At 72.2% G+C, this 22,479-nt stretch carries 23 protein-coding genes; 17 read left to right on the top strand and 6 right to left on the bottom strand.

The features are described from left to right. Position 1: 1 nt before the first annotated feature. The 3 genes from kdpC to EDF24_RS01885 all read left to right on the top strand — a co-directional run bounded on the left by kdpC (position 2) and on the right by EDF24_RS01885 (position 4,053). Complete coding sequence (gene kdpC / locus EDF24_RS01895; RefSeq protein WP_123654907.1) at positions 2-607, top strand: potassium-transporting ATPase subunit KdpC; 606 nt, start codon at positions 2-4, stop codon at positions 605-607. A gap of 253 nt (positions 608-860) precedes the next feature. After that, positions 861-3,353 (top strand): ATP-binding protein, encoded by a 2,493-nt coding sequence (locus tag EDF24_RS01890; RefSeq protein WP_123700931.1) that lies wholly within the window; start codon positions 861-863, stop codon positions 3,351-3,353. A 13-nt stretch (positions 3,354-3,366) separates the two neighbouring features. After that, entirely contained in the window at positions 3,367-4,053 is a 687-nt protein-coding gene (locus EDF24_RS01885; protein ID WP_123654905.1) for a response regulator, read from the top strand. On the opposite strand, the gene EDF24_RS01880 is transcribed toward EDF24_RS01885, so the two are convergent. Beyond that, on the bottom strand, positions 4,043-4,900 hold the full coding sequence (locus tag EDF24_RS01880; protein WP_123700930.1) for a LuxR C-terminal-related transcriptional regulator: 858 nt from the start codon (positions 4,898-4,900) through the stop codon (positions 4,043-4,045). The genes EDF24_RS01885 and EDF24_RS01880 overlap by 11 nt on opposite strands. A gap of 111 nt (positions 4,901-5,011) precedes the next feature. Between EDF24_RS01880 and hxlB the strand changes: the two genes are divergently transcribed. From hxlB to EDF24_RS01860, 4 genes are all read left to right on the top strand, one after another. After that, on the top strand, positions 5,012-5,575 hold the full coding sequence (hxlB, locus tag EDF24_RS01875) for a 6-phospho-3-hexuloisomerase (RefSeq protein ID WP_123700929.1): 564 nt from the start codon (positions 5,012-5,014) through the stop codon (positions 5,573-5,575). Between the two features lie 13 nt (positions 5,576-5,588). Then, entirely contained in the window at positions 5,589-6,227 is a 639-nt protein-coding gene (gene hxlA / locus EDF24_RS01870; RefSeq protein WP_123700928.1) for a 3-hexulose-6-phosphate synthase, read from the top strand. 124 nt (positions 6,228-6,351) lie between these two features. Then, positions 6,352-7,428 (top strand): bifunctional GNAT family N-acetyltransferase/class I SAM-dependent methyltransferase, encoded by a 1,077-nt coding sequence (locus EDF24_RS01865; protein WP_123700927.1) that lies wholly within the window; start codon positions 6,352-6,354, stop codon positions 7,426-7,428. Next, entirely contained in the window at positions 7,425-8,168 is a 744-nt protein-coding gene (locus EDF24_RS01860; RefSeq protein WP_123654900.1) for an alpha/beta hydrolase, read from the top strand. The genes EDF24_RS01865 and EDF24_RS01860 overlap by 4 nt, the downstream gene beginning before the upstream one ends. On the opposite strand, the gene EDF24_RS01855 is transcribed toward EDF24_RS01860, so the two are convergent. Together EDF24_RS01855 and EDF24_RS01850 are read right to left on the bottom strand one after the other, a co-directional pair. Then, a complete protein-coding gene (locus EDF24_RS01855; RefSeq protein ID WP_123700926.1) occupies positions 8,113-8,580 on the bottom strand; it encodes an NUDIX domain-containing protein in 468 nt (155 codons plus the stop codon). The genes EDF24_RS01860 and EDF24_RS01855 overlap by 56 nt on opposite strands. A 10-nt stretch (positions 8,581-8,590) precedes the next feature. Continuing rightward, complete coding sequence (locus EDF24_RS01850; protein WP_123700925.1) at positions 8,591-9,961, bottom strand: APC family permease; 1,371 nt, start codon at positions 9,959-9,961, stop codon at positions 8,591-8,593. A gap of 173 nt (positions 9,962-10,134) precedes the next feature. On the opposite strand from EDF24_RS01850, the gene EDF24_RS01845 reads away from it, so the two are divergent. Both EDF24_RS01845 and EDF24_RS01840 read left to right on the top strand, forming a co-directional pair. Next, positions 10,135-10,902, top strand: coding sequence for an HAD family phosphatase (locus tag EDF24_RS01845; protein ID WP_123654897.1), 768 nt, complete (start codon positions 10,135-10,137; stop codon positions 10,900-10,902). A 67-nt stretch (positions 10,903-10,969) separates the two neighbouring features. Beyond that, positions 10,970-13,480: a glycoside hydrolase family 65 protein gene (locus tag EDF24_RS01840; RefSeq protein WP_123700924.1), complete on the top strand. Its 2,511-nt coding sequence runs from the start codon at positions 10,970-10,972 to the stop codon at positions 13,478-13,480. A gap of 211 nt (positions 13,481-13,691) precedes the next feature. Here EDF24_RS01840 and EDF24_RS01835 read toward each other — a convergent pair whose 3' ends face one another. Continuing rightward, positions 13,692-14,207, bottom strand: a complete 516-nt coding sequence (locus tag EDF24_RS01835; RefSeq protein WP_185017312.1) for a DUF1697 domain-containing protein — start codon at positions 14,205-14,207, stop codon at positions 13,692-13,694. A 100-nt stretch (positions 14,208-14,307) separates the two neighbouring features. Here EDF24_RS01835 and EDF24_RS01830 point away from each other — a divergent pair, with 100 nt between their 5' ends. Then, positions 14,308-14,880 (top strand): transcriptional regulator, encoded by a 573-nt coding sequence (locus EDF24_RS01830; RefSeq protein WP_123700923.1) that lies wholly within the window; start codon positions 14,308-14,310, stop codon positions 14,878-14,880. Beyond that, on the top strand, positions 14,865-16,154 hold the full coding sequence (locus tag EDF24_RS01825; protein ID WP_123700922.1) for an MFS transporter: 1,290 nt from the start codon (positions 14,865-14,867) through the stop codon (positions 16,152-16,154). Before EDF24_RS01830 ends, EDF24_RS01825 begins: the two co-directional genes overlap by 16 nt. 24 nt (positions 16,155-16,178) lie before the next feature. Here the strand turns inward: EDF24_RS01825 and EDF24_RS01820 are convergent, their stop codons facing one another. Next, on the bottom strand, positions 16,179-16,442 hold the full coding sequence (locus EDF24_RS01820; protein ID WP_123654893.1) for a hypothetical protein: 264 nt from the start codon (positions 16,440-16,442) through the stop codon (positions 16,179-16,181). Positions 16,443-16,541: 99 nt separating this feature from the next. Here EDF24_RS01820 and EDF24_RS01815 point away from each other — a divergent pair, with 99 nt between their 5' ends. After that, positions 16,542-16,994 carry a hypothetical protein gene (locus tag EDF24_RS01815; protein ID WP_123654892.1) on the top strand — a complete coding sequence of 151 codons (453 nt, stop codon included), beginning with the start codon at positions 16,542-16,544 and terminating at the stop codon, positions 16,992-16,994. A gap of 198 nt (positions 16,995-17,192) precedes the next feature. Here the strand turns inward: EDF24_RS01815 and EDF24_RS01810 are convergent, their stop codons facing one another. Then, on the bottom strand, positions 17,193-18,665 hold the full coding sequence (locus EDF24_RS01810) for an NCS2 family permease (protein WP_123654891.1): 1,473 nt from the start codon (positions 18,663-18,665) through the stop codon (positions 17,193-17,195). A gap of 55 nt (positions 18,666-18,720) precedes the next feature. On the opposite strand from EDF24_RS01810, the gene folE reads away from it, so the two are divergent. From folE to EDF24_RS01785, 5 genes are all read left to right on the top strand, one after another. Next, positions 18,721-19,302, top strand: a complete 582-nt coding sequence (gene folE / locus EDF24_RS01805; RefSeq protein ID WP_260233327.1) for a GTP cyclohydrolase I — start codon at positions 18,721-18,723, stop codon at positions 19,300-19,302. Further along, positions 19,299-20,210, top strand: a complete 912-nt coding sequence (gene folP, locus EDF24_RS01800; protein WP_123700920.1) for a dihydropteroate synthase — start codon at positions 19,299-19,301, stop codon at positions 20,208-20,210. The genes folE and folP overlap by 4 nt, the downstream gene beginning before the upstream one ends. Beyond that, the gene (locus EDF24_RS01795; protein WP_123700919.1) at positions 20,207-20,998 is read left to right on the top strand and encodes a pyrimidine reductase family protein; all 792 of its coding nucleotides are present in this window, start codon (positions 20,207-20,209) and stop codon (positions 20,996-20,998) included. The genes folP and EDF24_RS01795 overlap by 4 nt, the downstream gene beginning before the upstream one ends. A 143-nt stretch (positions 20,999-21,141) precedes the next feature. After that, positions 21,142-21,795, top strand: a complete 654-nt coding sequence (locus EDF24_RS01790) for an HAD-IA family hydrolase (RefSeq protein WP_123654887.1) — start codon at positions 21,142-21,144, stop codon at positions 21,793-21,795. 122 nt (positions 21,796-21,917) lie between these two features. After that, the gene (locus tag EDF24_RS01785; protein ID WP_123654886.1) at positions 21,918-22,478 is read left to right on the top strand and encodes a type 1 glutamine amidotransferase domain-containing protein; all 561 of its coding nucleotides are present in this window, start codon (positions 21,918-21,920) and stop codon (positions 22,476-22,478) included. Position 22,479 lies beyond the last annotated feature (1 nt).

Raw genomic sequence — 22,479 nt, 5'->3', positions numbered from 1 at the left:
CATGGCAACCAGCTCTCGTTCCTTCATCCGCTCCACCGGCGTCGCGATCCGGCTCATGCTCCTGGCGACGGTGGTGCTCGGCATCGCGTACCCGGTCGCCGTCTGGGGCGTCGGCCAGGCGGCGTTCCACGACCAGGCGAACGGCTCGATCGTGTCCCGGGACGGCAAGCCCGTCGGGTCCTCGCTCATCGGGCAGTCCTTCGCCGGCGAGCAGGCGGACCGGTGGTTCCAGTCCCGGCCGTCCGCCGCGGGCGAGGACGGCTACGACGCGAACGCCTCGTCGGGGTCGAACCTCGGCCCGTCGAACCCCGACCTGACGAAGGCGATCGAGGCCCGGAAGGCTGCGATCGCCGCGGCCGACGGGGTCCCGGCTGCCGACGTGCCCGCGGATGCGGTGACGGCTTCGGGCTCCGGTCTCGACCCGGACATCAGCCCGGAGTACGCGCTCGAGCAGGTGTCCCGCGTGGCATCGGCGCGCGGGCTGTCGTCGTCCGTCGTGCGCGCGCTCGTCGAGTCGCACACCGAGGGTCGCCAGCTCGGCGTCCTCGGCGCTCCGGCGGTGAACGTCCTGTCGCTGAACCTGGCCGTCGCGTCGTTGTCGGCGTGACGGAGCCGAGCAACCTGCCGCGGTGCGGTTGGGCGCGGTGCGGTTGGCCGCGGTGCGGTTGGGCGCGGCACAACCGAAACCCGCTCGAACCACGGACGACCGTGGTTCGAGCGGGAATCGGTTGTGCGCCGCCGATCGGAACCGGGCGCGGCGGCGCGGGCAGCGCAGGGGGCGGCGCCGCGCCACGCGAGCGGAGCGGCGCCGCGCGACCCGAGCGCCGGCACGACCACCGGAGAAGCGAGAGGATGAGCGCGTGAAGCGAGGGAAGCTGCGGGTGCTGCTCGGTGCCGCACCCGGCGTCGGGAAGACCTTCACCATGCTCGAAGAGGGGCGCCGACTCCGCGACGAGGGCCGCGACGTGGTCGTCGCCGTCGTCGAGACCCACGGCCGCGCGGCCACCGCCGCACTCGTGGACGGCCTCGAGACCGTGGCCCGCCGCACCGAGACCCACCGCGGGGTCGAGCTCGACGACCTGGACCTCGACGCCGTCCTCGCGCGGCACCCCGAGGTCGCCCTGGTCGACGAGCTCGCCCACACGAACGCCCCCGGCGGCCCGCACGAGAAGCGGTGGCAGGACGTGGAGGCGCTGCTCGCCGCGGGGATCGACGTGATCTCGACGGTGAACATCCAGCACATGCAGTCCCTCGGCGACGTCGTCCGCGAGATCACCGGCACCGTCCAGCGCGAGACCGTGCCGGACGCCGTGGTCCGTGGCGCCGACCAGATCGAGGTGGTCGACCTGTCGCCGCAGGCCCTCCGCGAGCGGCTCTCCGACGGGCTCGTGTACCCGGCGGCCCGGATCGACGCGGCATTGTCGAACTACTTCCGCCTCGGCAACCTCACCGCGCTCCGCGAGATCGCCCTGCTCTGGCTCGCCGACGAGGTCGACGACGCCCTGAAGCGCTACCGCGCCGAGCACGGCATCGAGCACCGGTGGGAGGCGCGGGAGCGTGTGCTCGTCGCACTCACCGGTGGGCCGGAGGGGGAGACGCTCCTCCGCCGCGGTGCCCGGATCGCGGCGCGGTCGTCCGGCGGCGAACTCGCGGCGGTGCACGTCACGACGAACGACGGCCTCCGCGAGCGGCACCCGGGTGCGCTCGGCGCGCAGCGGGCGCTCCTCGAGCAGCTCGGTGGGACGTACCACCAGGTGGTCGGTGACGACGTCCCGAGCACCCTGGTGCGGTTCGCGCGGTCGATCGACGCGACGCAGATCGTCGTCGGCGTGAGTCGTCGGAGCCGTGCGGCCGCGGCCCTGACCGGCCCGGGCATCGGCAACACCGTCGTCCGCGAGTCCGGCGACATCGACGTGCACGTGGTCACCCACGAGCGAGCAGGCGGCGGGTTCGCCCTGCCCCGGCTCGGCGGGAGCCTGTCGCGTGGCCGGATCACCGCCGCGTTCGTCCTCGCGCTCGTCGCCGGGCCCCTGCTGACGCTGCTGCTCTCGATCGGGGACACCCCGGACGCCATCACGGTGGACGTCCTCGCCTACCAGCTCCTCGTCCTCGTCGTCGCCCTCGTCGGCGGGATGTGGCCGGCGGTCTTCGCGGCCGTGCTGTCCGGGCTGAGCCTCGACTTCTTCTTCGTGCAGCCGCTGCACCGCGTCACGGTCCAGCAGCCCTGGCACCTGGTCGCCCTCGTGATGTACGTCATCAGTGCGGTGCTCGTGAGCTTCGTCGTGGACCGCTCGGCCCGTCGGTCGCGTGCCGCCCGGCGCGCGGCCGCCGAGTCCGGGCTGCTCATCGGGATCGCCGGCAGCGTCCTCCGAGGTGACGACGCCCTGCAGGCGCTGGTCGACCGGACGCGTGAGGCGTTCGGCTTCACCGGTCTGCGGGTCCGGCAGGGGGACCTGGTGCCGGCCACGTCCGGAGCGTTCGGTGCGGCGCCGGACGCCACCACGAGCCTCCCGTCCGGAGCGGTCCTGGAGTTCGCCGGCGCACCGGACGACCCGACCCAGCGCCGGTTGCTCCGGGTCGTGGAACAGCAGATCGACGCGGCCGTCGAGCACCGCGACCTGACCCGCGCCGCGGTCGACGCGGAACGGATCGCCGCGGCGGACCGCGTGCGGAGCGCGATCCTCGCAGCCGTCGGCCACGACGTCCGACGGCCGATCGCGGCCGCATCGGCGGCCGTGCAGACCCTCCGTGCCAGCGACATCGCCCTGTCCGACACCGACCGGGAGGCCCTGCTCGCGACCGCCGACGAGAGCCTCGGCCGTCTCGCGGTGCTGCTCGGCGACCTGCTGGACGTCAGTCGTGTGCAGGCGGGGGTGGTCGCGTCGACCCCCGTCGCCCTCCCGTTGGAGACCGTGGTCGCGCCGGCGCTCGACGAGCTGGAGCTCGGGCCGGACGACGTCGACCTCGACCTGCCCGCCGAACTGCCGCAGGTGCTGGCCGACCCGGTGCTGCTGCAGCGCGTCCTCGTGAACCTGCTCGCGAACGCGGTGCGGTTCACCCCGTCGGGGACGAGCGTGCGGGTCGCGGCGAGCGCGTTCGACGGGGCGGTCGAGCTCCGCGTGGTCGACCACGGGCCCGGGATCCCGGAGGCGCAGCGGAACGACGTGTTCCAGCCGTTCCAGCGGCTCGGCGACACGGACAACGACACCGGACTGGGGCTCGGGCTGGCGCTGGCTCGGGGCTTCACCGAGGGGATGGGTGGCAGCATCGAGGCCGACGACACCCCCGGCGGCGGACTCACCATGGTGGTGCGGTTGCCGATCGCAGGACACATCGGGGTGCAGACACGATGAGGACCCGGAACCGATGAGGATCCTGATCGCCGACGACGACCCCCAGCTCGTCCGCGCCCTCGGGGTGACGCTGTCCGCGCGCGGGTACGACGTCGTCACCGCGCGGGACGGCCGCGCCGCGATCGACGCCGTCATCACCGAACGCCCCGACATCGTGCTGCTCGACCTCGGGATGCCGCGGCTCGACGGCATCGGTGTGCTCGAGGGCATCCGCGCGTGGTCGCAGGTCCCGGTGCTGGTGCTCTCCGGACGGACGGACTCGTCCGACAAGGTCGACGCGCTGGACGCCGGCGCGGACGACTACGTGACGAAGCCGTTCCAGATGGACGAGTTGCTCGCGCGGCTCCGGGCGCTCGGGCGGCGACAGGCCGCTGCCACCGCCGCAGCGGACACCGCGCCGACCGTCCGGTTCGGGGACCTCGTCGTGGACCTCGTCGCCAAGCAGGTCCTGCCGGCCGAGGGTCCCGCGATCCGGTTGACCCCGACCGAGTGGCGGCTGCTCGAGGTCCTCGTCGCCAACCCGGACCGGCTGATGACGCGGGAGATGCTGCTCACCGAGGTGTGGGGACCGTCGCACGGCAACGACTCCGGGTACCTCCGGCTCTACGTCGCGCAGCTGCGCCGGAAGCTCGAACCGGATCCGTCGACCCCGCGGTACATCGTCACCGAGTCCGGGATGGGGTACCGCTTCAGCCCGTGACCGGCCGCGCCCCGAGCGCGGCGAGCTCCGCACGGGTGCGGGCACCGCGCTTCCGGAGCAGGTTCGCCACGTGGTACTTCACGGTGTTCACGGTGATGCCGAGCCCGTCGGCGATCTCCCGGTTGCCGACACCGGTCGCGAGGAGCCGCAGCACGTCCTGCTCGCGCGGCGTCAGGTCGGCGTCGTCGGGCAGGTCGACCGCACCCGGTGCCGGGTCCAGGGGCAGTGAGATGTCGAGGACGGACCCCCACGCGGGCGTCGACTCGACCGCGAGGTGTCCGTCGAGTGCGACCACCCGCTCGGCGATCGGCCGCACGGCATCGTCGTGCGCATCGAGCGTCCCGGCGCCGTCGTCGCGGAGCTGCATGAGGAGGTTCCGGCCGTCGCAGTCCCACTGGATCCGCACGCGGTGGGCGTCGCCGGCGTCGACGAGCGCCAGCACGGCGGTCCGGACGATCGCGCGGGCGGCGTGCGCGACGTCACCGGGGAGTGCCCGCCCGGTCGCCGGGGGCTCGACGAACTGCACGTCCAGGTCGCCGAACCGGACGAGTGGGCGCAGGTCGGCCCGGAGCCGCGAGAACGCCCCCGTGACCGGTTCGAGGAGGGTGCTCCGCTGCCGGTCCGTCACGGTGCGGAGCTCGACGAGCGCCGCCGACGCGATCTCGACCGCCTCGGCGCGGGCCGCGGCGTCGCCGACGCGCGGGGAGCGGAGCACCGCGAGCACGGACTCGAGCGTGAGCGCGTGCCGGTCGGCCTGCTCCGCCACGGTCCTGGCGTGCTCCGTGGCCGCGAGCCGACTGGCGGGGCCGAGCCGGGCCTCCGGACCGTCTTCCGCTGCACCGTCCATGACAGCCGAACCTACCTGCCCCACCCGAGTGGACGGGGCCACCCGATCGGGTGGGGCGCCCGCCGTCGCGGGTAGCGGCGGGCCGGCGCGGTCCCCGTCAGGCTCGTCGTCATGCAGGAACTCTCGGTCTCCCGGTCGTTCGGCCTGATCGTCGACGAGATCCGGTCGCTCGCGGCGAGCGTGGACGACGACGATGCGGGCCGCGCGGTCGACCTGGTCGAGGGCGCCGACCGCGTCTTCGTCCACGGTGCCGGCCGTTCCGGACTCGCGCTCCGGATGACCGCGATGCGCCTGATGCACCTCGGGCTCGACGTGCACGTGGTCGGCGAGGTGACGACTCCGGCCATCCGCGCCGGCGACGTCCTGGTCGTCGCCAGCGGCTCGGGGACGACGGCCGGCATCGTCGCGGCAGCACGCACCGCCACGGACGTCGGCGCATCCGTCGTCGCGATCTCCACCACGTCCGACTCCCCGCTGTCCGCGGTCGCGGCGGTCACCATCGTGCTCCCCGCGGCCACGAAGACCGACCGCTCCGGCACCGCCTCCGCGCAGTACGCCGGCAGCCTGTTCGAGCAGGCCGTCGCGCTGCTCGGCGACGCACTCTTCCACACCCTGTGGGCCCGCGGCGGGCAGTCCGCCGACGACCTCTGGCCCCGGCACGCCAACCTCGAATAGAAAGGCACACCCCATGCAGCTCCAGTTCGCCATGGACACCCTGACCACCGAAGCCGCCCTCGAACTCGCCGCCGCGGCCGCCCCGCACGTCGACGTCCTGGAGCTCGGCACGCCGCTCATCAAGAGCGCCGGCCTCTCCGCGATCACCGCGATCAAGGAAGCCCACCCGGACAAGACCGTCTTCGCCGACCTCAAGACGATGGACGCCGGCGAGCTCGAGGCGGACATCGCGTTCGCCGCCGGTGCCGACCTCGTCACCGTGCTCGGTGTCGCCGGGGACAGCACGATCGCCGGCGCGGTGAAGGCCGCCCAGAAGCACGGCAAGGGCGTCGTCGTCGACCTCATCGGGGTCGCCGACAAGGCTGGCCGTGCCCGTGAGGTCATCGCGCTCGGCGCCGAGTTCGTCGAGATGCACGCCGGGCTGGACGAGCAGGCCGAGGACGGCTTCACGTTCTCCACGCTCCTCGATGCGGGCAAGGCCTCCGGTGTGCCGTTCTCCGTCGCGGGTGGCGTCTCGGCGGCCACGGTCGCCGACGTCCAGGCGGCCGGGGCGACGATCGCCGTCGCCGGCAGCGCGATCTACAGCGCGTCGGACGTCGGCGCGGCCGCCGCGGAGATCCGCGCGGCGATCCAGGAGACCGTCGCGTCCTGAGCGCTGGCGGTCAGTTCGCGCCCCGTTCCGAACACCGCGCCCCGTCACAGCGGGGCGCGGTGGTCGTCCCGGGGCGCGACCGCGCGCGACCGCATCTCCGGCACGGACGGGATAGCGTCGGGGCGTGACGATCGAGCTCCGTGCCCTGACCGCCGACGACTGGCGGGAGTGGCGGCCGGTACGACTGGCGGCACTCGCCGACGCACCCGACGCGTTCGGATCCCGGCTGCACGACTGGGTCGACGCGCCCGAGGAGCGCTGGCGGACACGGCTCTCGATCCCGGGAGCGCTCGACCTGGTCGCCTTCGACGGCGAGCGCGCGGTGGGGATGGCGAGCGGGACACCGGGGGACGGCGACCACGCCGAACTCATCTCGATGTGGGTCGACCCGGCTGTCCGCGGACGCGGCGTCGCCGGACTGCTCATCGACGCGATCGTCCGCTGGGCCGCACGCGTCGGGGCCGCCGAGCTCGAACTCTCGGTGATGCCCGACAACACCGTCGCCCGGCGGACGTACGAACGCCACGGCTTCACGATCGCGGACGAACTCGGTGACCTGCTCCCGGACGGCCGCCACGAGGTCGTCATGCGCCGGGACCTCGCCACCGACCGCACCCTCGACACCTACGAGCGCGCTGCCGATCGCTACGCGGACCGGACCGACGGGCACCGGGCCGGGCTCGTCGACGACCTCCTCGGCCTCGTCGCGCCGGGGGCACGCGTCCTCGAGCTCGGGTCCGGCCCCGGACGCGACGCACTCGCCCTGGAGGCCGCCGGGCTCCGCGTGGACCGGACCGACGGAGCCCGGTCCTTCGTGGACCGGCTCCGCGAGGACGGACACGTCGCCCGGGTGCTCGACGTCCGCACCGGGGTGTTCGGCAGCGGCTACGACGCCGTCTTCGCGAACGCGGTGCTGCTGCACGTCCGGCGCGAAGAACTCCCCGGGGTGCTCCGCCGTGCGTTCGTGGCCGTCGTCCCCGGGGGCGTGCTCGCCGCGACCGTGAAGCGCGGCGACGGCGAGGACTGGAGCACCAGGAAGCTCGACCGGCCCCGGCACTTCACCTACTGGACCGGCGACGCGCTCGCGTCGGTGGTCTCCGAGACCGGCTGGACCGACGTCGACGTCCGCGAGACGACCGCACCGGGAGCCGAGGAACGGTGGCTGACCGTCACCGCACGACGACCGGAGGAGACCCGATGAACCGAGCACTGCGTTGGACCGCCTGGATCGTGGCGGTGCTGCTCGTCGTCGTGATCGTGTTCCTGGTGTGGGCGAACATCGTGATGCAAGGCACCCGGTCCGCAGCGCTGCAGGTGTGGCGGGACGACCGGGTGGCCGTGCGGGACGCCGGCGACTCGGTCGTGATGACCCCGACCGGCACGGCGAACGGTGTCGGGGTCGTGTTCATCCCCGGCGCGAAGGTCGACCCGTACGCCTACATGGCCACGTTCCGGCAGGTGGTCGCGAGCGGCACGACCGTCGTCATCACGAAGCCGACGCTGCACCTCGCGTTCTTCGACCTCCGCCCCCTGTCCACGTTCGAGGCGCACGCCCCGTCCGTGCAGACCTGGGCCGTCGGCGGGCACTCGCTCGGTGGGGTCCGCGCGTGCCAGCTGGCCGACGACCCGGGCGTGGCCGGACTGCTGCTCCTCGGGAGCTACTGCGCGAACGACCTGTCCGGGACGGACCTGGACGTGCTGAGCGTCTCCGGGTCGCGCGACGGGCTCTCCACGCCGGAGAAGGTCGCCGCGGCGCGGCACGAGCTGCCGGCGGACGCGACGATGACCGAGATCCAGGGCTCGAACCACGCCGACTTCGGTGCCTACGGCGCGCAGCCGGGTGACGGCACCGCGACGATCTCCCGGGCGGACGCCCGCGCGCAGATCAGCGCTGCGGTCGAGCGGTGGGTCGAGGGGATCCGGGCGGCCGGCCTCCGCTGAGCCCCTCGACCGCGAGCGCGACGGCTCTCCGGGCGCGGTCGGGCACGAGCCCGATGCGGTCGAGGTCGGCGACCGGTACCCACGCAGGTTCGTAGCGGTTCCCATCGGTCGCCCGCTGCGCCTCCGGGGAGTCTGCGGGCATGGCCGGGGTGCCGTCGTCGACCCGGACACGGAAGTACACGGCCGGAGCGTCGCGGTCGACCCCGACCGGCAGGAGCTGCTCGGGCACGCCCGTCAGGCCGGTCTCCTCGTGGAGTTCCCGGGCGCACGCCTGCTGCGGTGTCTCGCCCGCCTCCACCCCGCCGCCCGGCAGGACGGCGTACGAACGGTCGTCACGGTGACGGCGGACGACCAGCACGTCGGCTCCGCGCAGGGCGACTGCGACGGCGCGGATCCGGATCGTCTCTGGCACGAGGACGACGCTACGCCGTGGGGGATCCCGGGCGGTCGTCGGTCCGCCTGCCGCCGCTCCGCCGGCCCCCGGTGAGCCGGGCGACCAGGTACAGCACCACGCCGACCGCGATCAGCATCGCGGCGTAGAGCCAGACCTGACCGCTCTGCTGGGTGAGCAGCAGGACGCACGACGCGACGCCGAGCACGGGCACGAACGTCCAGACCCGGAAGTGGTCGTGCTCGACGTGGTCGCGCCGGAGCACGAGCACCGCGACGTTCGTGCTGATGAACACGAACAGCAGCAGGAGCACGACGGTCTCGGCGAGCGTGCCGACGTCGCCGACGAGCGTGAGCAGCATCGCGACGACGGTCGTCGCGACGATCGCGGTCCAGGGGGTCTTCCGGTTCGGCAGCACCTTGCCGAGCACCACCGGGAGCAGACGCTGCTCGGCCATCCCGTAGGTCACGCGGCTCGCCATGATCATCGTCAGGAGCGCTCCGTTCGCGACGGCGACCAGGGCGATCAAGCTGAACACCCAGTCCGGGATCGGCACACCGGTCGCCGCCACCACCTGGAGCAGCGGCCCGGATGACTCGCCGAGCTCCGACGCAGGCAGGGCGATCGCGCTCGCCAACCCGACCAGGACGTAGACGACCCCGGCCGTGGCGAGCGCGCCGAAGAGTGCCCTCGGGTACACCTTCCGCGGCTCGCGGACCTCCTCGGCCACGTTCGCCGAGGTCTCGAAGCCGACGAAGGAGTAGTAGGCCACGATCGCGGCGCTGAGCGTGGCCAGCGCGGGGTTCGCCCCGGACGGGAACTCGCCGATCCGCGCGACGTCGCCGCCCCCGCCGCCCATCATCACGGCGACCGCCACGATCACGATCACCAGGCCGGACACCTCGATGATCGTCATCACCACGTTGCTCTTCAGGGAGTCCGAGATCCCGCGCGCGTTCAGGCACGCGATGAGCGCGAGGAAGACGATCGCGGTGGGTACCGGCGGCAGGTCGACGAAGGTGCCGAAGTAGTCGCCGGCGAACGCGAGCGACAGGCCGGCCGCACTCGTGACGCCCGCTGCGAGCATGCAGAACCCGACGAGGAACGACACCATCGGCACCTTGTAGGCCCGTTCCGCGAACACCGCGGCACCGCCGGCCTTCGGGTACTTCGTGACGAGTTCGGCGTAGGAGCCCGCGGTCCGCAGCGCGAGCAGCAGCGCGAGCACGAGCGGTGCCCAGAGCGCCCCACCGACGTCGCCGGAGAGCGTGCCCATCAGGGCGTAGATCCCCGCGCCCAGCACGTCCCCGAGGATGAACAGGTAGAGCAGTGGCCCGGTGATCGCCTGCCGGAGCTTGGACCCCTGCGCGTCAGCGGCCCGGTCCGTGGTGTCGGTGGTCATCGTGTCCCCTTCGTCACGACGAGCGAACCGGTCGTGGACTGCGCGTCCTCACGGCCGGGCCGACCTCCCGGTGAACTCTCCACAGGGGTGGGTCGGGGTGCGACGCGCTGCCTGGAGCGGTCCTAGACTCGGGCGCAGCACTCGTACGACACCACTCCCTGGAAGGTGTGTCCATGACGTCGTCTGACCGTCGGGCTCCTGCGCGCCTCGCGGATGCCCGTGCCCTGCTCTTCGACCTCGACGGGGTCCTGACGCCGACCGCCGACGTGCACATGCGCGCGTGGAGCCGGCTGTTCACGCCGTACCTCGCTGCGCACGGTGTCGCTCCCTATACGGAGCAGGACTACTTCGCGTACATCGACGGCAAGCCCCGCTACGACGGCGTCCGCTCGCTGCTCGACTCGCGTGGCATCGACCTGCCGCAGGGCACGCCGGACGACGGCCCCGACGACGACACGGTGTGCGGTCTCGGCAACCGGAAGAACGCCGAGTTCACCGCCGAGCTGTCCGAGCACGGCGTCGAGGCCTACCCGGGCTCGTTGCGCTTCCTCACGGCGGCCACCGACGCCGGCCTGTCGGTCGCGGTCGTCTCGAGTTCCGCGAACGCCAAGCAGGTCCTCCGCACCGCGGGGATCCTGGAGCGCTTCCCGGTCATCGTCGACGGCCTCGTCGCGCGGGAAGACGGGCTCGCGGGCAAGCCCGCACCGGACACCTACCTCGACGCAGCGAGCCGCTTCGGCCTGACCGCCGCCGAGTGCGTCGTCGTCGAGGACGCGACGAGTGGCGTGGCCGCCGGCCGGAACGGCGCCTTCGGGCTCGTGATCGGCGTCGACCGCGGCGCCGGTGCCGACGACCTCCTCGCGAACGGGGCGGACGTCGTCGTGACGGACCTCGCCGACCTCGTCCCCGACCTCCCCCAGCCCGCCACGCTGACGACGTAGACGACCCGCCGGGCACGATCCGTGCCTCCAGGCCGTTCCTGACCGCTCTCCCTTCCCACGGAGCCCCATGAACCCCATCACCTCGGACCCCCTCGACCGCGTCCGGTACCCGGTCGACGAGTGGGCACTCGTCGAGACCGAGTACGCGCCCGACCAGCAGGGCGTCGCGGAGACGAACTTCGCGGTCGGCAACGGCTACCTCGGCCTGCGCGGCAACCTCGACGAAGGTCGCGGCGGCGTGCAGTACGGCACGTACATCAACGGCTTCCACGAGACCTGGCCGATCCGGCACGCCGAAGACGCGTTCGGGTTCGCCAAGACCGGGCAGACGATCATCAACGCGCCCGACGCCAAGGTCATCCGGCTGTACGTCGACGACGAGCCGCTGGTCCTCGCCGAGGCGGACATCCTGCGGCACACCCGGCGACTCGACTTCCGTGGCGGGTACCTGCTGCGGGAGACCGAGTGGTCGACGCCGTCCGGCAAGCGGGTGCTCATCCGCTCCCGCCGCCTCGTCTCGTTCACCGACCGGCACCTCGCCGTCATCGACTACGAGGTGACGATGCTCGACCACGACGCGTCGATCCTGCTGTCGAGCCAGATCCTCAACCGCCAGGACGTCGTCGACGAGTACCACGCCGGCATGCGCGCGGCGGCGAACGCGTTCGACCCGCGCAAGGCCGAGACGTTCACCGACCGTGTGCTCGAGCCCCGCCTGAAGCGGAACTCCGGCAGCCGGTCCCTCCTCGGGTACCAGGCGGCGACCTCGGGCATGACGATCTGCGTCGGCGTCGAGCACCGCATCGAGACCGACAACACGTGGGACGAGTCCTCCTCCATCGAGGACGACCTCGCCAAGCACGTCTACCGGGTGCAGGCGAAGGCCGGTCGACCGATCCGGCTGACCAAGAACGTGGTCTACCACACCTCCCGCGGGGTGCCGGCGCGAGAGCTCGCGGACCGCTGCGACCGCACGCTGGACCGTGCACGTGCCGAGACGGTCGAGGAGACCTTCGCCAAGCAGCGCACGTGGATGGACGACTACTGGTCGCGCAGCGACGTCGAGGTCGCCGGGCAGCCGGAGATCCAGCAGGCGGTGCGCTGGAACCTGTTCATGCTCGCGCAGGCGACGGCTCGCACCGACGGCCACGGCATCGCGGCGAAGGGCGTCACCGGTTCCGGCTACGGCGGCCACTACTTCTGGGACATGGAGATCTACGTCCTGCCGTTCCTGAGCTACACGGCGCCGATCGTCGCCCGGAACGCCCTCCGGTTCCGCTACAACATGCTCGACGCGGCACGTGCGCGTGCCCGCGAACTGAACCAGCACGGCGCGCTCTTCCCCTGGCGGACCATCAACGGCGAGGAGTCGAGCGCCTACTACGCCGCCGGCACCGCGCAGTACCACATCGACGCGGACATCGCGCATGCGCTCATGCAGTACGTACGGGCGTCCGGCGACACCGAGTTCCTGAAGCGCGGGGCGATCGACATCCTCGTCGAGACCGCCCGCCTGTGGGAAGACCTCGGCTTCTGGCGGTCCAACGGCGACCAGAAGTTCCACATCGACGGCGTCACCGGCCCGGACGAGTACACGACGGTCGTCGACGACAACATGTACACGAACGTGATGGCGCGCGCGAACCTGTGGTTCGCGGTCAACGCCACGCGTGAGCTCGCGGTCGACGACCCCGAGGAGTACGCCCGGATGGTCCGCCGGACCGGTCTCAGCGAGACCGAGGTCGTGGACTGGGAGCGTGCGGCGGAGTCGATGGAGATCCCCTTCGACCCGCACCGTGGGATCCACCCGCAGGACGCCCAGTTCCTGGACAAGGAGCTCTGGGACCTCGAGAACACGCCGGAGTCCAAGCGTCCGCTGCTGCTCCACTACCACCCGCTGGTGATCTACCGCTTCCAGGTGCTCAAGCAGGCGGACGTCGTGCTCGCGCTGTTCCTGCAGGGGCACGAGTTCACCCCGGCCGAGAAGCGCCGCGACTTCGACTACTACGACGCGCTCACCACCGGCGACTCCACGCTGTCCGCGGTCGTGCAGTCGATCATGGCGGCCGAGGTCGGGTACCACGAGCTCGCCGAGCAGTACTTCAACACGGCGCTCTACGTCGACCTGGCCGACCTGCACGGCAACACCACCGACGGAGTGCACATCGCCTCGACCGGTGGGATCTGGGGTGCGCTCGTCAACGGGTTCGGCGGCATGCGCGACCACGGCGGCAAGATGTCGTTCAACCCGCGTCTGCCGAAGGAGTGGGAACGGCTGTCGTACCGGCTGACCGTGCGCGGTTCGCGGGTGCGTGTCGACCTCGAGCAGGAGCAGATGACGTTCACCGTCGAAACCGGCTCGGGGTTCACGGCCTGGGTGCACAACCAGCCCTACGACATCGAATCCGGTGAGCCGACGGTCGTGCCGATCCCGCACCACGGACCGCGCATGTCCGGGCACGCGCCGACGACGAGCGACATCCAGGGCACGCTGCGGGCGGACGGTTCCGTCATCACGGCGTCGATCCCGACGATCTCGCTCGAGCGCGAACTCGAGGTGGACGAGACGACCGCGTAGCGCGGGGCGCTTGCGCGGCTGCGCGGCTGCGCGGCTGCGCAGCTGCGCGGCTGCGCAGCTCGGATCGGCGCCGCACAACGGAAACCGGCTCGCGCCACGGACGTCCGTGGTTCGGGCCGGTTTCGGTTGTGCGGCCGCGCATCGGGTCGGCCCCGGGGACGAGGCGACCGAACAGCGCGCGGGGCGCGCGGGCGCTCCGGCAGCGTCGGTCCTACAGCAGCTTCCGGAGCGTGTTCACGTTGCGGGTGGTCGTCGTGCGCTTGAACCGGGCCGCTCCGGCACGCTTGGCGAACACGGTGTCGGTGCTGGATCCCTTCGGGCAGGACCAGGACACGACGCCGTGGCCGCGGGCGACCTGCTCGACCGCCGGGTCGAGCTCGAGGTCCGCGAGCAGGTCGTCGAGTGCTGCCTCGTCGGAGCCGAACAGGACGTAGTCGTGCCGGTCCGGGGCGGAGTCGAACGGGAACCCGTCGACGATCGCCGCGAGCCGGTCGTGCGGGACCAGCACGATCCAGGCGTCGTACCCGAAGCGGTCCCGGAGTGCCTGCTCGACGTCGGCCTTGAGCGTCGCGCTCGTGGCGTCGCTGTCGAAGACGACGTTCCCGGAGGCGAGGACCGTGCGGACGTCCGAGTACCCGCGCTCCTCGAAGAGCGCGCGGAGCTCGGCCGACCTGATCGTGATCCCGTTGACGTTGACGCCGCGCAGCAGTGCGATCCACCTGGCCATGCCGTGACCGTACCGCGATCGTCCGACGCGAGGCGAGCCTCCGTGGCGAAGATCCACAAGAAGTGTTGCGCAACGACTCTTGTGGACCTATCGTGGCGGCATGGACGACGGACGGATCGACGACCCGGCACAGATGCGGGCGCTCGCACACCCGACTCGGCTGCGGATCCTGGGGCTCCTCCGGGCCAACGGACCGCAGACGGCGGCGATGCTCGGCGAGCTCATCGACGAAGCACCCGGCACGATCAGCTACCACTGCGGCAAGCTCGCCGGTGCCGGGTTCATCGAGCCGGCGGACGTGCCGGTGGCGGACCGTCGCGAACGATGGTGGCAGGCGGCGCACGCGTCGTCGTCGTGGCACCTCGAGGACGCGCTCGACGACCCCGAGCGGGCGCTCGCCGCCAGCACGCTCGACCGCGCCGTGGCCCGCACGTACGCGGCGAACTTCGAGGCGTACGTCGACCGGGCGGCCACCTTCGGTCGGGAATGGGTCGCGGCAGGGACGAGCTCCGACCGCGTGATCCGACTGACCGCGCCGGAACTCGCTCAGCTCGGCGCCGAGATGCGTGCGGTCGTCGAGCGGTGGCGTGCCGTCGGGGTCGACCACGTCGAGGGTGACGGGTCCGAGCAGGTCGTCGTGCTCCAGCAGGCGTACCGATGGCCGCGCGTCTGAGCCCCCGCGGGCGGCTCCGTGCGCTGCTCGCGGTGCAGGTCGCCTCGCGGATCGGGAACGTCGTCACGACGGTCAGCGTCCCCTTCGTGGTGCTCGCCCGCGGTGGTTCCGCGACCGACGTCGGGATCACGGCGTTCATGGCGACGGTGCCGATCGTCCTCGGCGGCCCGTTCGGCGGCGCCCTGGTCGAGCGGATCGGGTTCGTCCGGTCGAGCATCGGTTCGGACCTCATCAGCGGCGTGACGCTCCTCGCGATGCCGGTGCTGGCCTGGACCGTCGGGCTGCCGTTCTGGGCGCTGCTCGCGCTCGTCTTCGTCAGCGGGCTGTTCGACATGCCGGGGGAGTCCGCACGGCGGGTGCTGCTGCCGGGACTCGCGACCGATGCCGGTGTCTCGCTCGAGCGGGCGGTCGGGCACTTCGAGGCGTCGGCCCGGCTGTCCGTGCTCGTCGGGGCACCGGTCGGCGGGGTGCTCGTCGCGGTCCTCGGTCCGATGCCGGCGCTCGCATGCACGGCGCTGGCGTTCGGCGGGGCGGCGCTGCTGACGGCGCTCTTCGTGCGTCCGGCCGTTCCGAGCGCCCATACGAGCGACACGGAGCCGGTCGTGGTGTCGGAAGCCGGGTACTGGCGGGACATCGCCGAGGGCTTCCGGTTCTGCGTGCGGGATCCCTTCTTCCGGCTGATCATCGCGTTGGTGCTCGTCACGAACCTGCTCGACGCCGCACGGTCGACGACGCTGCTGCCCCTGTACGCGGACGAACGGCTCGGCGGTGCGCAGTCGCTCGGCTTCGTGACCGGGACCTTCGGTGGGGCGGCGTTCCTCGGGTCGCTGGTGTTCGGGTACGTGGCGCACCGGGTCCCGCGGCGGATCACGTTCGTCGTGTGCTTCGTGCTCGCCGGCGGGCCGTCGCTCGTGGCACCGGCGCTCGGGCTCGCCCTGCCGTGGGTGCTCGGTGCGGCGGCGGTGTCCGGGCTCGCCGCCGGAGCGCTGAACCCCATCCTCGGCGCGGTCGAGCTCGAGCGGATCCCGGAGCACATGCGGGCGCGGGTGTTCGGCCTGCTCGGCGCGGGGTCGTGGGCGGGGATCCCGCTCGGTGGGCTGCTCGCCGGGGTCGCCGCGGACGGACTCGGGGTGTCGGCGACGTTCGGCATCGTCGCCGCGGTCTACACCGTGGTCACGCTCGCCCCGTTGCTCGGCGGTTCGTGGCGGCTCATGGAGCGCCCGACGCCGACGCCGACGCCGACGCCGGCCGATCCAGCCCGCGCGTCCGCCTGAACGTGCACGGCCCGAGCGGTGGGTTCACGACCAGGTGCGGGCGACCCGCCACCCGTCGCCGTCGGGGACGATGTCGACGACCAGGGTCTCGCGGTCTTCTGCCGTGACCTGGAACCGCCACCCGGCGGTCCGTTCGGGCGCGTGGGTGATGGCGGTGGGCAGGTCGGCGGGGGTGACGGTGAGCCGGGTGGGTACGTCGGACACCCACCAGCGACGGCCCTGCCACACGATGCGTGACGGCGATCCCTGGTGCCACCAGACCGTGACGGCTGCATCGACGACGATCATCGGGTCCTCCTCGTTCGAACGTGTGTTCGAATGGTAGGCGGGCGTCGAGGGTGTCGCAACCGGGGAGCGGTTCCCGGATCAGTCGTGTAGACGAGGGGCATGACGAACGACGCACAGGGCCCCGACGAGCAGCACCAGGTTCCCGAAGGGGTGTCCGACGCCACCGTCGAGGCACTCGGGACACTGTCCGCCGCGGTCGAGGTCATCGAGCACGCGCGTGGCCTGCTCTACGGCTTCCACCGGCTCACCGGGATGGCCGACCTGAACCTCGGCGACGCGGTCGAACAGCTCCGGGAGGCCGGGCACACCGAGCTCGCGGACCGCATCGACACCGAGCTGATCGGGCGGAACGTCATCGAGGGGCGGTGGACGTTCCAGATCGTCGAGGACTACGACGACGGTTACTACGCCCTCGCCAAGGAGCTCGAACGGACCGCGCGGGACGACCTCGCCGCGGGCCGCCGCCACCTGCTCGAGGCGGGCATGAAGGAGGACCGGCGCACCGGGGGCCGACGCCACCACGAGGCGACCCCGGCCGACCTGCCGGACTGACCCTGCGCCTCCCGTCCGCCCTGCCGCGTCCGCGGCTGCCGACTGCACCGTGGCGCGGACCGGACCCGCACAACGGGAACCGGCTCGCACCACGGACGTCCGTGGTGCGAGCCGGTTGCGGTTGTGCGCTGCCGAAGTGAACCGCCGCCGCCGCAGCAGCGCGCAGTGCGCCAGCGCGCCGCCGCGCGCCGCCGCGCGTCAGCCGACGCCGAGCACGCTCTCCAGCGGACCGCGCGCGAAGTACAGCAGGAAGCCGGCGGCGACCACGTAGAGCAGCCACGAGACCTCGCGACCCTTGCCCGACAGCGCCTTGATCAGCACCCAGCTGATGAAGCCCGCGCCGATGCCGTTCGCGATCGAGTACGTCAGCGGCATCACGACGATCGTCAGGAACGCGGGGAGCGCCGAACCGAAGTCGCTCCACTCGATGTCCTTCACCTGCGCCACCATGAGCGCACCGACGACGACGAGCCCGGCGGCGGCGACCTCGAGCGGGACGACCTGCGTCAGCGGCGTCAGGAACATCGACGCCAGGAACAGCAGCCCCGTGATGACCGACGCCATGCCGGTCCGGGCGCCCTCGCCGATGCCCGCCGCCGAGTCGATGAAGACGGTGTTCGACGACACCGATGCGCCACCACCGGCGATCGCGCCGGCACCCTCGACGACGAGCGCCGAGCGGAGGCGGGGGAAGGTGCCGTCGGGCTTCGCGACCCCGGCGGCCTTCGCCAGGCCGGTCATCGTGCCCATCGCGTCGAAGAAGTTCGTGAACACGAGGGTGAAGACGAGCATCGACGCGGCGAGCGGGCCGATGCGGCTGAACGCACCGAAGTCGAAGTGGCCGACGAGCGACAGGTCCGGCAGGGCGAACAGCGCGCTCGGCAGGCCGGGGGCGTTGAGGTTCCAGCCGGTCTTGGAGTCGACCGAGGTCGGCACGTGGAAGATCGCCTGCAGGATGATCGCGATGACCGTCGTCGCGATGATGCCGATGAGCAGCGCACCCTTGACCTTGCGGGCCATGAGCGTGCCGATGATCACCAGGCCGATGAGGAACACGATCGTGGGGAGCGCCCCGACGGAGCCGTCCTCGCCGAGCTGCAGCGGCGGCGACGCGAGACCCGAGGAGCGCACGAACCCGGAGTCCACCAGACCGATGAACGCGATGAACAGGCCGATGCCGACCGTGATCGCGGCCTTCAGCTGCGCTGGCACCGCGGTGAAGATCATCGTCCGGATCCCCGTCAACGCGAGGATCACGATGATCACACCGTTGATCACGACGAGGCCCATCGCCTCCGCCCAGGTGACCTGGTGCACGACGCTGACCGCGAGGAACGAGTTGATCCCGAGGCCGGCCGCGATGCCGAACGGCAGGTTCGCGATCACCCCCATCGCGATCGTCATGAGGCCGGCGACGAGTCCCGTCGCCGCGGCGACCTGGGCGTTCTCGAGCCAGCCGCCGGTGACGTCCTTCGCGGCCTGGTCGGCGCTGAAGCCACCGAGGATGAGCGGGTTGAGGATGACGATGTACGCCATGGTCACGAAGGAGACGAGACCACCACGGACTTCGCGGGGGATGCTCGAACCACGCTGGGTGATCGAGAAGAAGCGGTCGAGGCCGGAGGCGACTCGGTTCCGGGGCGTCGTTTCGGTTGTCTGCGGGGCGCTCACCGCCCAAGTTTAAAGGAACCTGGCAACGTCGGTGGCCTGGTGTTGGATGGAGGACGTGAACCCGCGCCTGGACCGTGCCCGCGCCGAGGCCGCCGTGCGGGAGCTCCTCGCAGCACTCGGGCAGGACCCTGACCGTCCGGAGCTCGACCGCACCCCGCAGCGGGTCGTCGACGCGTTCACCGAGTTCTTCTCCGGCACCGACCTCGACGCCGTCGCGATCGCCCGGGACGGCACCGTGCCCACCGACGACGACGAGCGCGGCGAGCTGGTGATCGTGCGCGACATCCGCTTCCGGTCGGTGTGCGAACACCACCTGCTGCCCTTCACCGGCGTCGCCCACCTGGCCTACGCACCGGGCGAGCGGCTCATCGGGCTCGGCACGCTGTCGCGGGTGGTGGATGCGCTCGCGTCCCGCCCGCAGCTGCAGGAGCGGCTCGGCGAGCAGATCGTCGCCGCGGTGCAGGAGGGCCTGGCGGCACGGGGCGTCCTCGCCGTGCTCGACGCCGGCCATCAGTGCGTCACCACCCGCGGGGAGCGCCAGACCGCGTCGTCGACCGTCACGGTCGCCGCCACCGGAACGCTCGCCGACACGGCTGGGCGTGCCGAGGCGATCGCCCTGATCGGCGCCGGCGCATGACGGCGGTGCCGGCCGCGCCCGGATGGGTCGTCCCCGTCCTCCGGAGCCCGGTCCGCACCATCGGACGCCGCACGATCGACTTCGACCACCGCATCGCCGTGATGGCGATCGTCAACCGCACCCCGGACTCCTTCCACGACCGCGGCGCGACCTTCGAGCTCGACCGCGCCGTCGAGGCAGCGGTGCGTGCCGCCGAACTCGGTGCCGACTGGGTCGACATCGGTGGCGTGAAGTTCGCGCCGGGCCCCGAACTCCCCACGTCCGAGGAGATCGAGCGCGTCGTCCCCGTCGTCGCCCAGCTCGCCGGACAGTCCGACGTCACGATCAGCGTCGACACCTTCCGCCCGGAGGTCGCGTCGGCAGCGATCGCCGCCGGTGCCAGCGTCATCAACGACACGACGGGGCTCTCCGACCCGCGGATGGCATCGGTCGTCGCCGACTCCGACGCGACGATCGTCATCACGCACTCGACGGCGCCGCCGCGCCAGCAGCTGCCCGTCCCGCCGTCCTACGACGACGTCACCGCGTCCGTGGTCGGGTTCCTGCGTGAGCGCGTGGACCGGGCGCTCGCCGCGGGCATCCCGGACTCGCGGATCATCGTCGACCCCGGCCACGACCTCAACAAGAACACCGTGCACACGCTCGAGCTCACCCGCCGACTTCCCGAGGTCGTCGCGCTCGGGTACCCCGTGCTCGCGGCGGTGTCGAACAAGGACTTCGTGGGGGAGTCGCTCGGCCGGCCCCGCGGTGCTCGTCTCGCGGGCTCGCTCGCGGTCGCCACGGTGAGCGCGATGCTGGGTGCGCGGATCGTCCGGATGCACGACGTCGCGGAGTCCGTGGACGCCATGCGCATGGTCGAGGCGACGCTCGGCTGGCGTGTGCCGGTGGAAGCGCGGCACAACACGTGAACGTGCTGCCGCCGTCGATCGCGGACCTGACGGACGACGACCTCATCGCGCTCTACGGTGCGGTCCCGTTCGGTGCGGCGCAGGTCGGCGACGGCCTGGAGGCCCGGGTCGACTCCGCCGCGTCGGCCGGCGGCTGGTTGCGGGTCAACTTCGTGAGCACCCTCGACGGCTCCGCATCGGCCGGCGGTGTCACGGCCGGCATCGGTGGCCCCGACGACCTGCGGGTGTTCGACCTGCTGCGCCGGGTCGCGGACGTGGTGCTCGTCGCCGCGGGAACCGTGCGCGACGAGGGGTACGGGCCGATGCGGGTGCGGGAGTCCGACGTCGCGTGGCGCCGGGCGCACGGGATGCCCGACCACCCGGTGTTCGCCATCGTGTCCGGGTCGCTGTCGCTCGACCCCACGTCGAACGTCTTCACCGAGGCGCCGGTGCGGCCGCTCGTGCTGACCTCGTCCGTAGCCCCTGCCGACCGGCGCGCTGCCCTGTCCGAGGTCGCCGACGTGGTCGCGTGCGGGGACGACCGTGTGGACGTGGCGCTCGTGCGGGCGGCGCTGGTGGACCGGGGGCTCGCGCGGATCCACTGCGAGGGCGGTCCCTCGTTCCTCGGCTCGCTGATCGCGGCGGACCTCGTCGACGAGTTGTGCCTGACGGTCGACCCGTCGCTCGAAGGCGGCGCGGGGCCGCGCATCGCCCGGGGCGCCTCGCCCGAGCTGCGCCGGATGCGCTTGGCGCACGTGCTCCGCGGCGAGGGCGACGTCCTGCTCACGCGGTACCTCCGGCGCCCCTGATCCAGCTGATCTGCCGCGGTCGCGGTCGCTCTGGGTGCTTTGCGCCCGCGTACGCACATCGCGCCCCGACATGCGCGGGCGCAGTGTTCGCGGCGGGGCGCGATCACACGGGCGTGGATCCACCGACAGGTAGGGTCGGGCGCGTGATCGACATCGTGGCGTCCGGGGTCCTCTTCGACATGGACGGGACGCTCGTCGACTCGACGTCGGTCGTCGAGGGAGCGTGGAGCCGCTTCGGTGCGCAGCACGACATCGCCCCGTCGACGATCCTGGCGTTCTCGCACGGCCGCCAGACGATCGACACCGTGCAGCACTTCCTGCCCGACCTGCCGTACGCCGAACAGCGTCGTCTGGCCGACGAGCTCGTCGCGGACGAGGTCGAGAACACCCACGGCATCATCGAGATCCCCGGCGCCGCCGCGTTCCTCGGCCGGCTGGTCGACGCCGGCGTCCCCGTCGCGCTCGTCACGAGCGCACCGCGCGACCTCGCCCTGAACCGGATGCGCGCCGCCGGGGTGACCGTGCCGGAGTCGGTCGTCACGTCGGAGGACGTCGAGCAGGGCAAGCCGCACCCCGACGGGTACGTCCGGGGCGCGGCGCTCCTCGGTCTCCGGGCCGAGGACTGCGTCGCGTTCGAGGACGCCCCCGCCGGCCTGCAGTCCGCGATCGCCTCCGGTGCGACGACCGTGGTCGTGGGGGAGCTCGACGCGGACGTGACGGTCGGGCTCGCGCGGGTGCGGGGCTTCGACGGCATCGAGGTGACGGCCGAGGGGTCGGCGTTCCGGCTGCGCGGCTGACGCCCGGAGCGCCGCTGTGCGGCTGACGCCCGGTGCGCCAGCGAGCGGCTGAGTCGACGCCCAGCGCCACCGAGCACCCTGGTCGGTGCGGCCGGAGACCCCGGCACGTGGAAGGAGTGATCATGGCAGCCCTCGACGGGAAGAACGTCCTCGTCATCACGACCAACTACGGCGTCGAGCAGGACGAGATCATCGTCCCGACGGAAGAACTTCGGAAGCGCGGTGCCTCGGTGACGATCGCGGCGAAGGAGACCGACACGGTCCAGACCCTCGTCGGCGACAAGGACCCGGGCAAGTCCCTCGATCCCGACACCACGCTCGCGAACGTCCAGGCGGGCGACTTCGACGCACTCGTCGTCCCCGGCGGCACCATCAACGCCGACACGATCCGTCAGGAGACCGCAGCGGTCGACCTCGTGCAGGCCTTCGTCGCCGCCGGCAAGCCCGTCGCCGCGATCTGTCACGGCCCGTGGACCCTCGTGGAGGCCGGCGTGCTGACCGGTCGGACGATCACGTCCTACCCGTCGCTGCAGACCGACATCCGGAACGCGGGCGCCGAGTGGGTCGACCAGGAGGTCCAGGTCGACGAGACCGGCAGCACGATCATCACGTCGCGGAACCCGGGTGACCTGCCGGCGTTCGTCGACGCGATCCAGGCTGCGCTCGCACCGGCGAGCGTCTAGC

Origin of the sequence: Curtobacterium sp. PhB130 (genome assembly GCF_003755165.1) — a bacterium.
GTDB lineage: Bacteria > Actinomycetota > Actinomycetes > Actinomycetales > Microbacteriaceae > Curtobacterium.
Note: the sequence above shows the minus strand (reverse complement) of the source record. Positions and strands in the feature narration are given on the sequence as shown.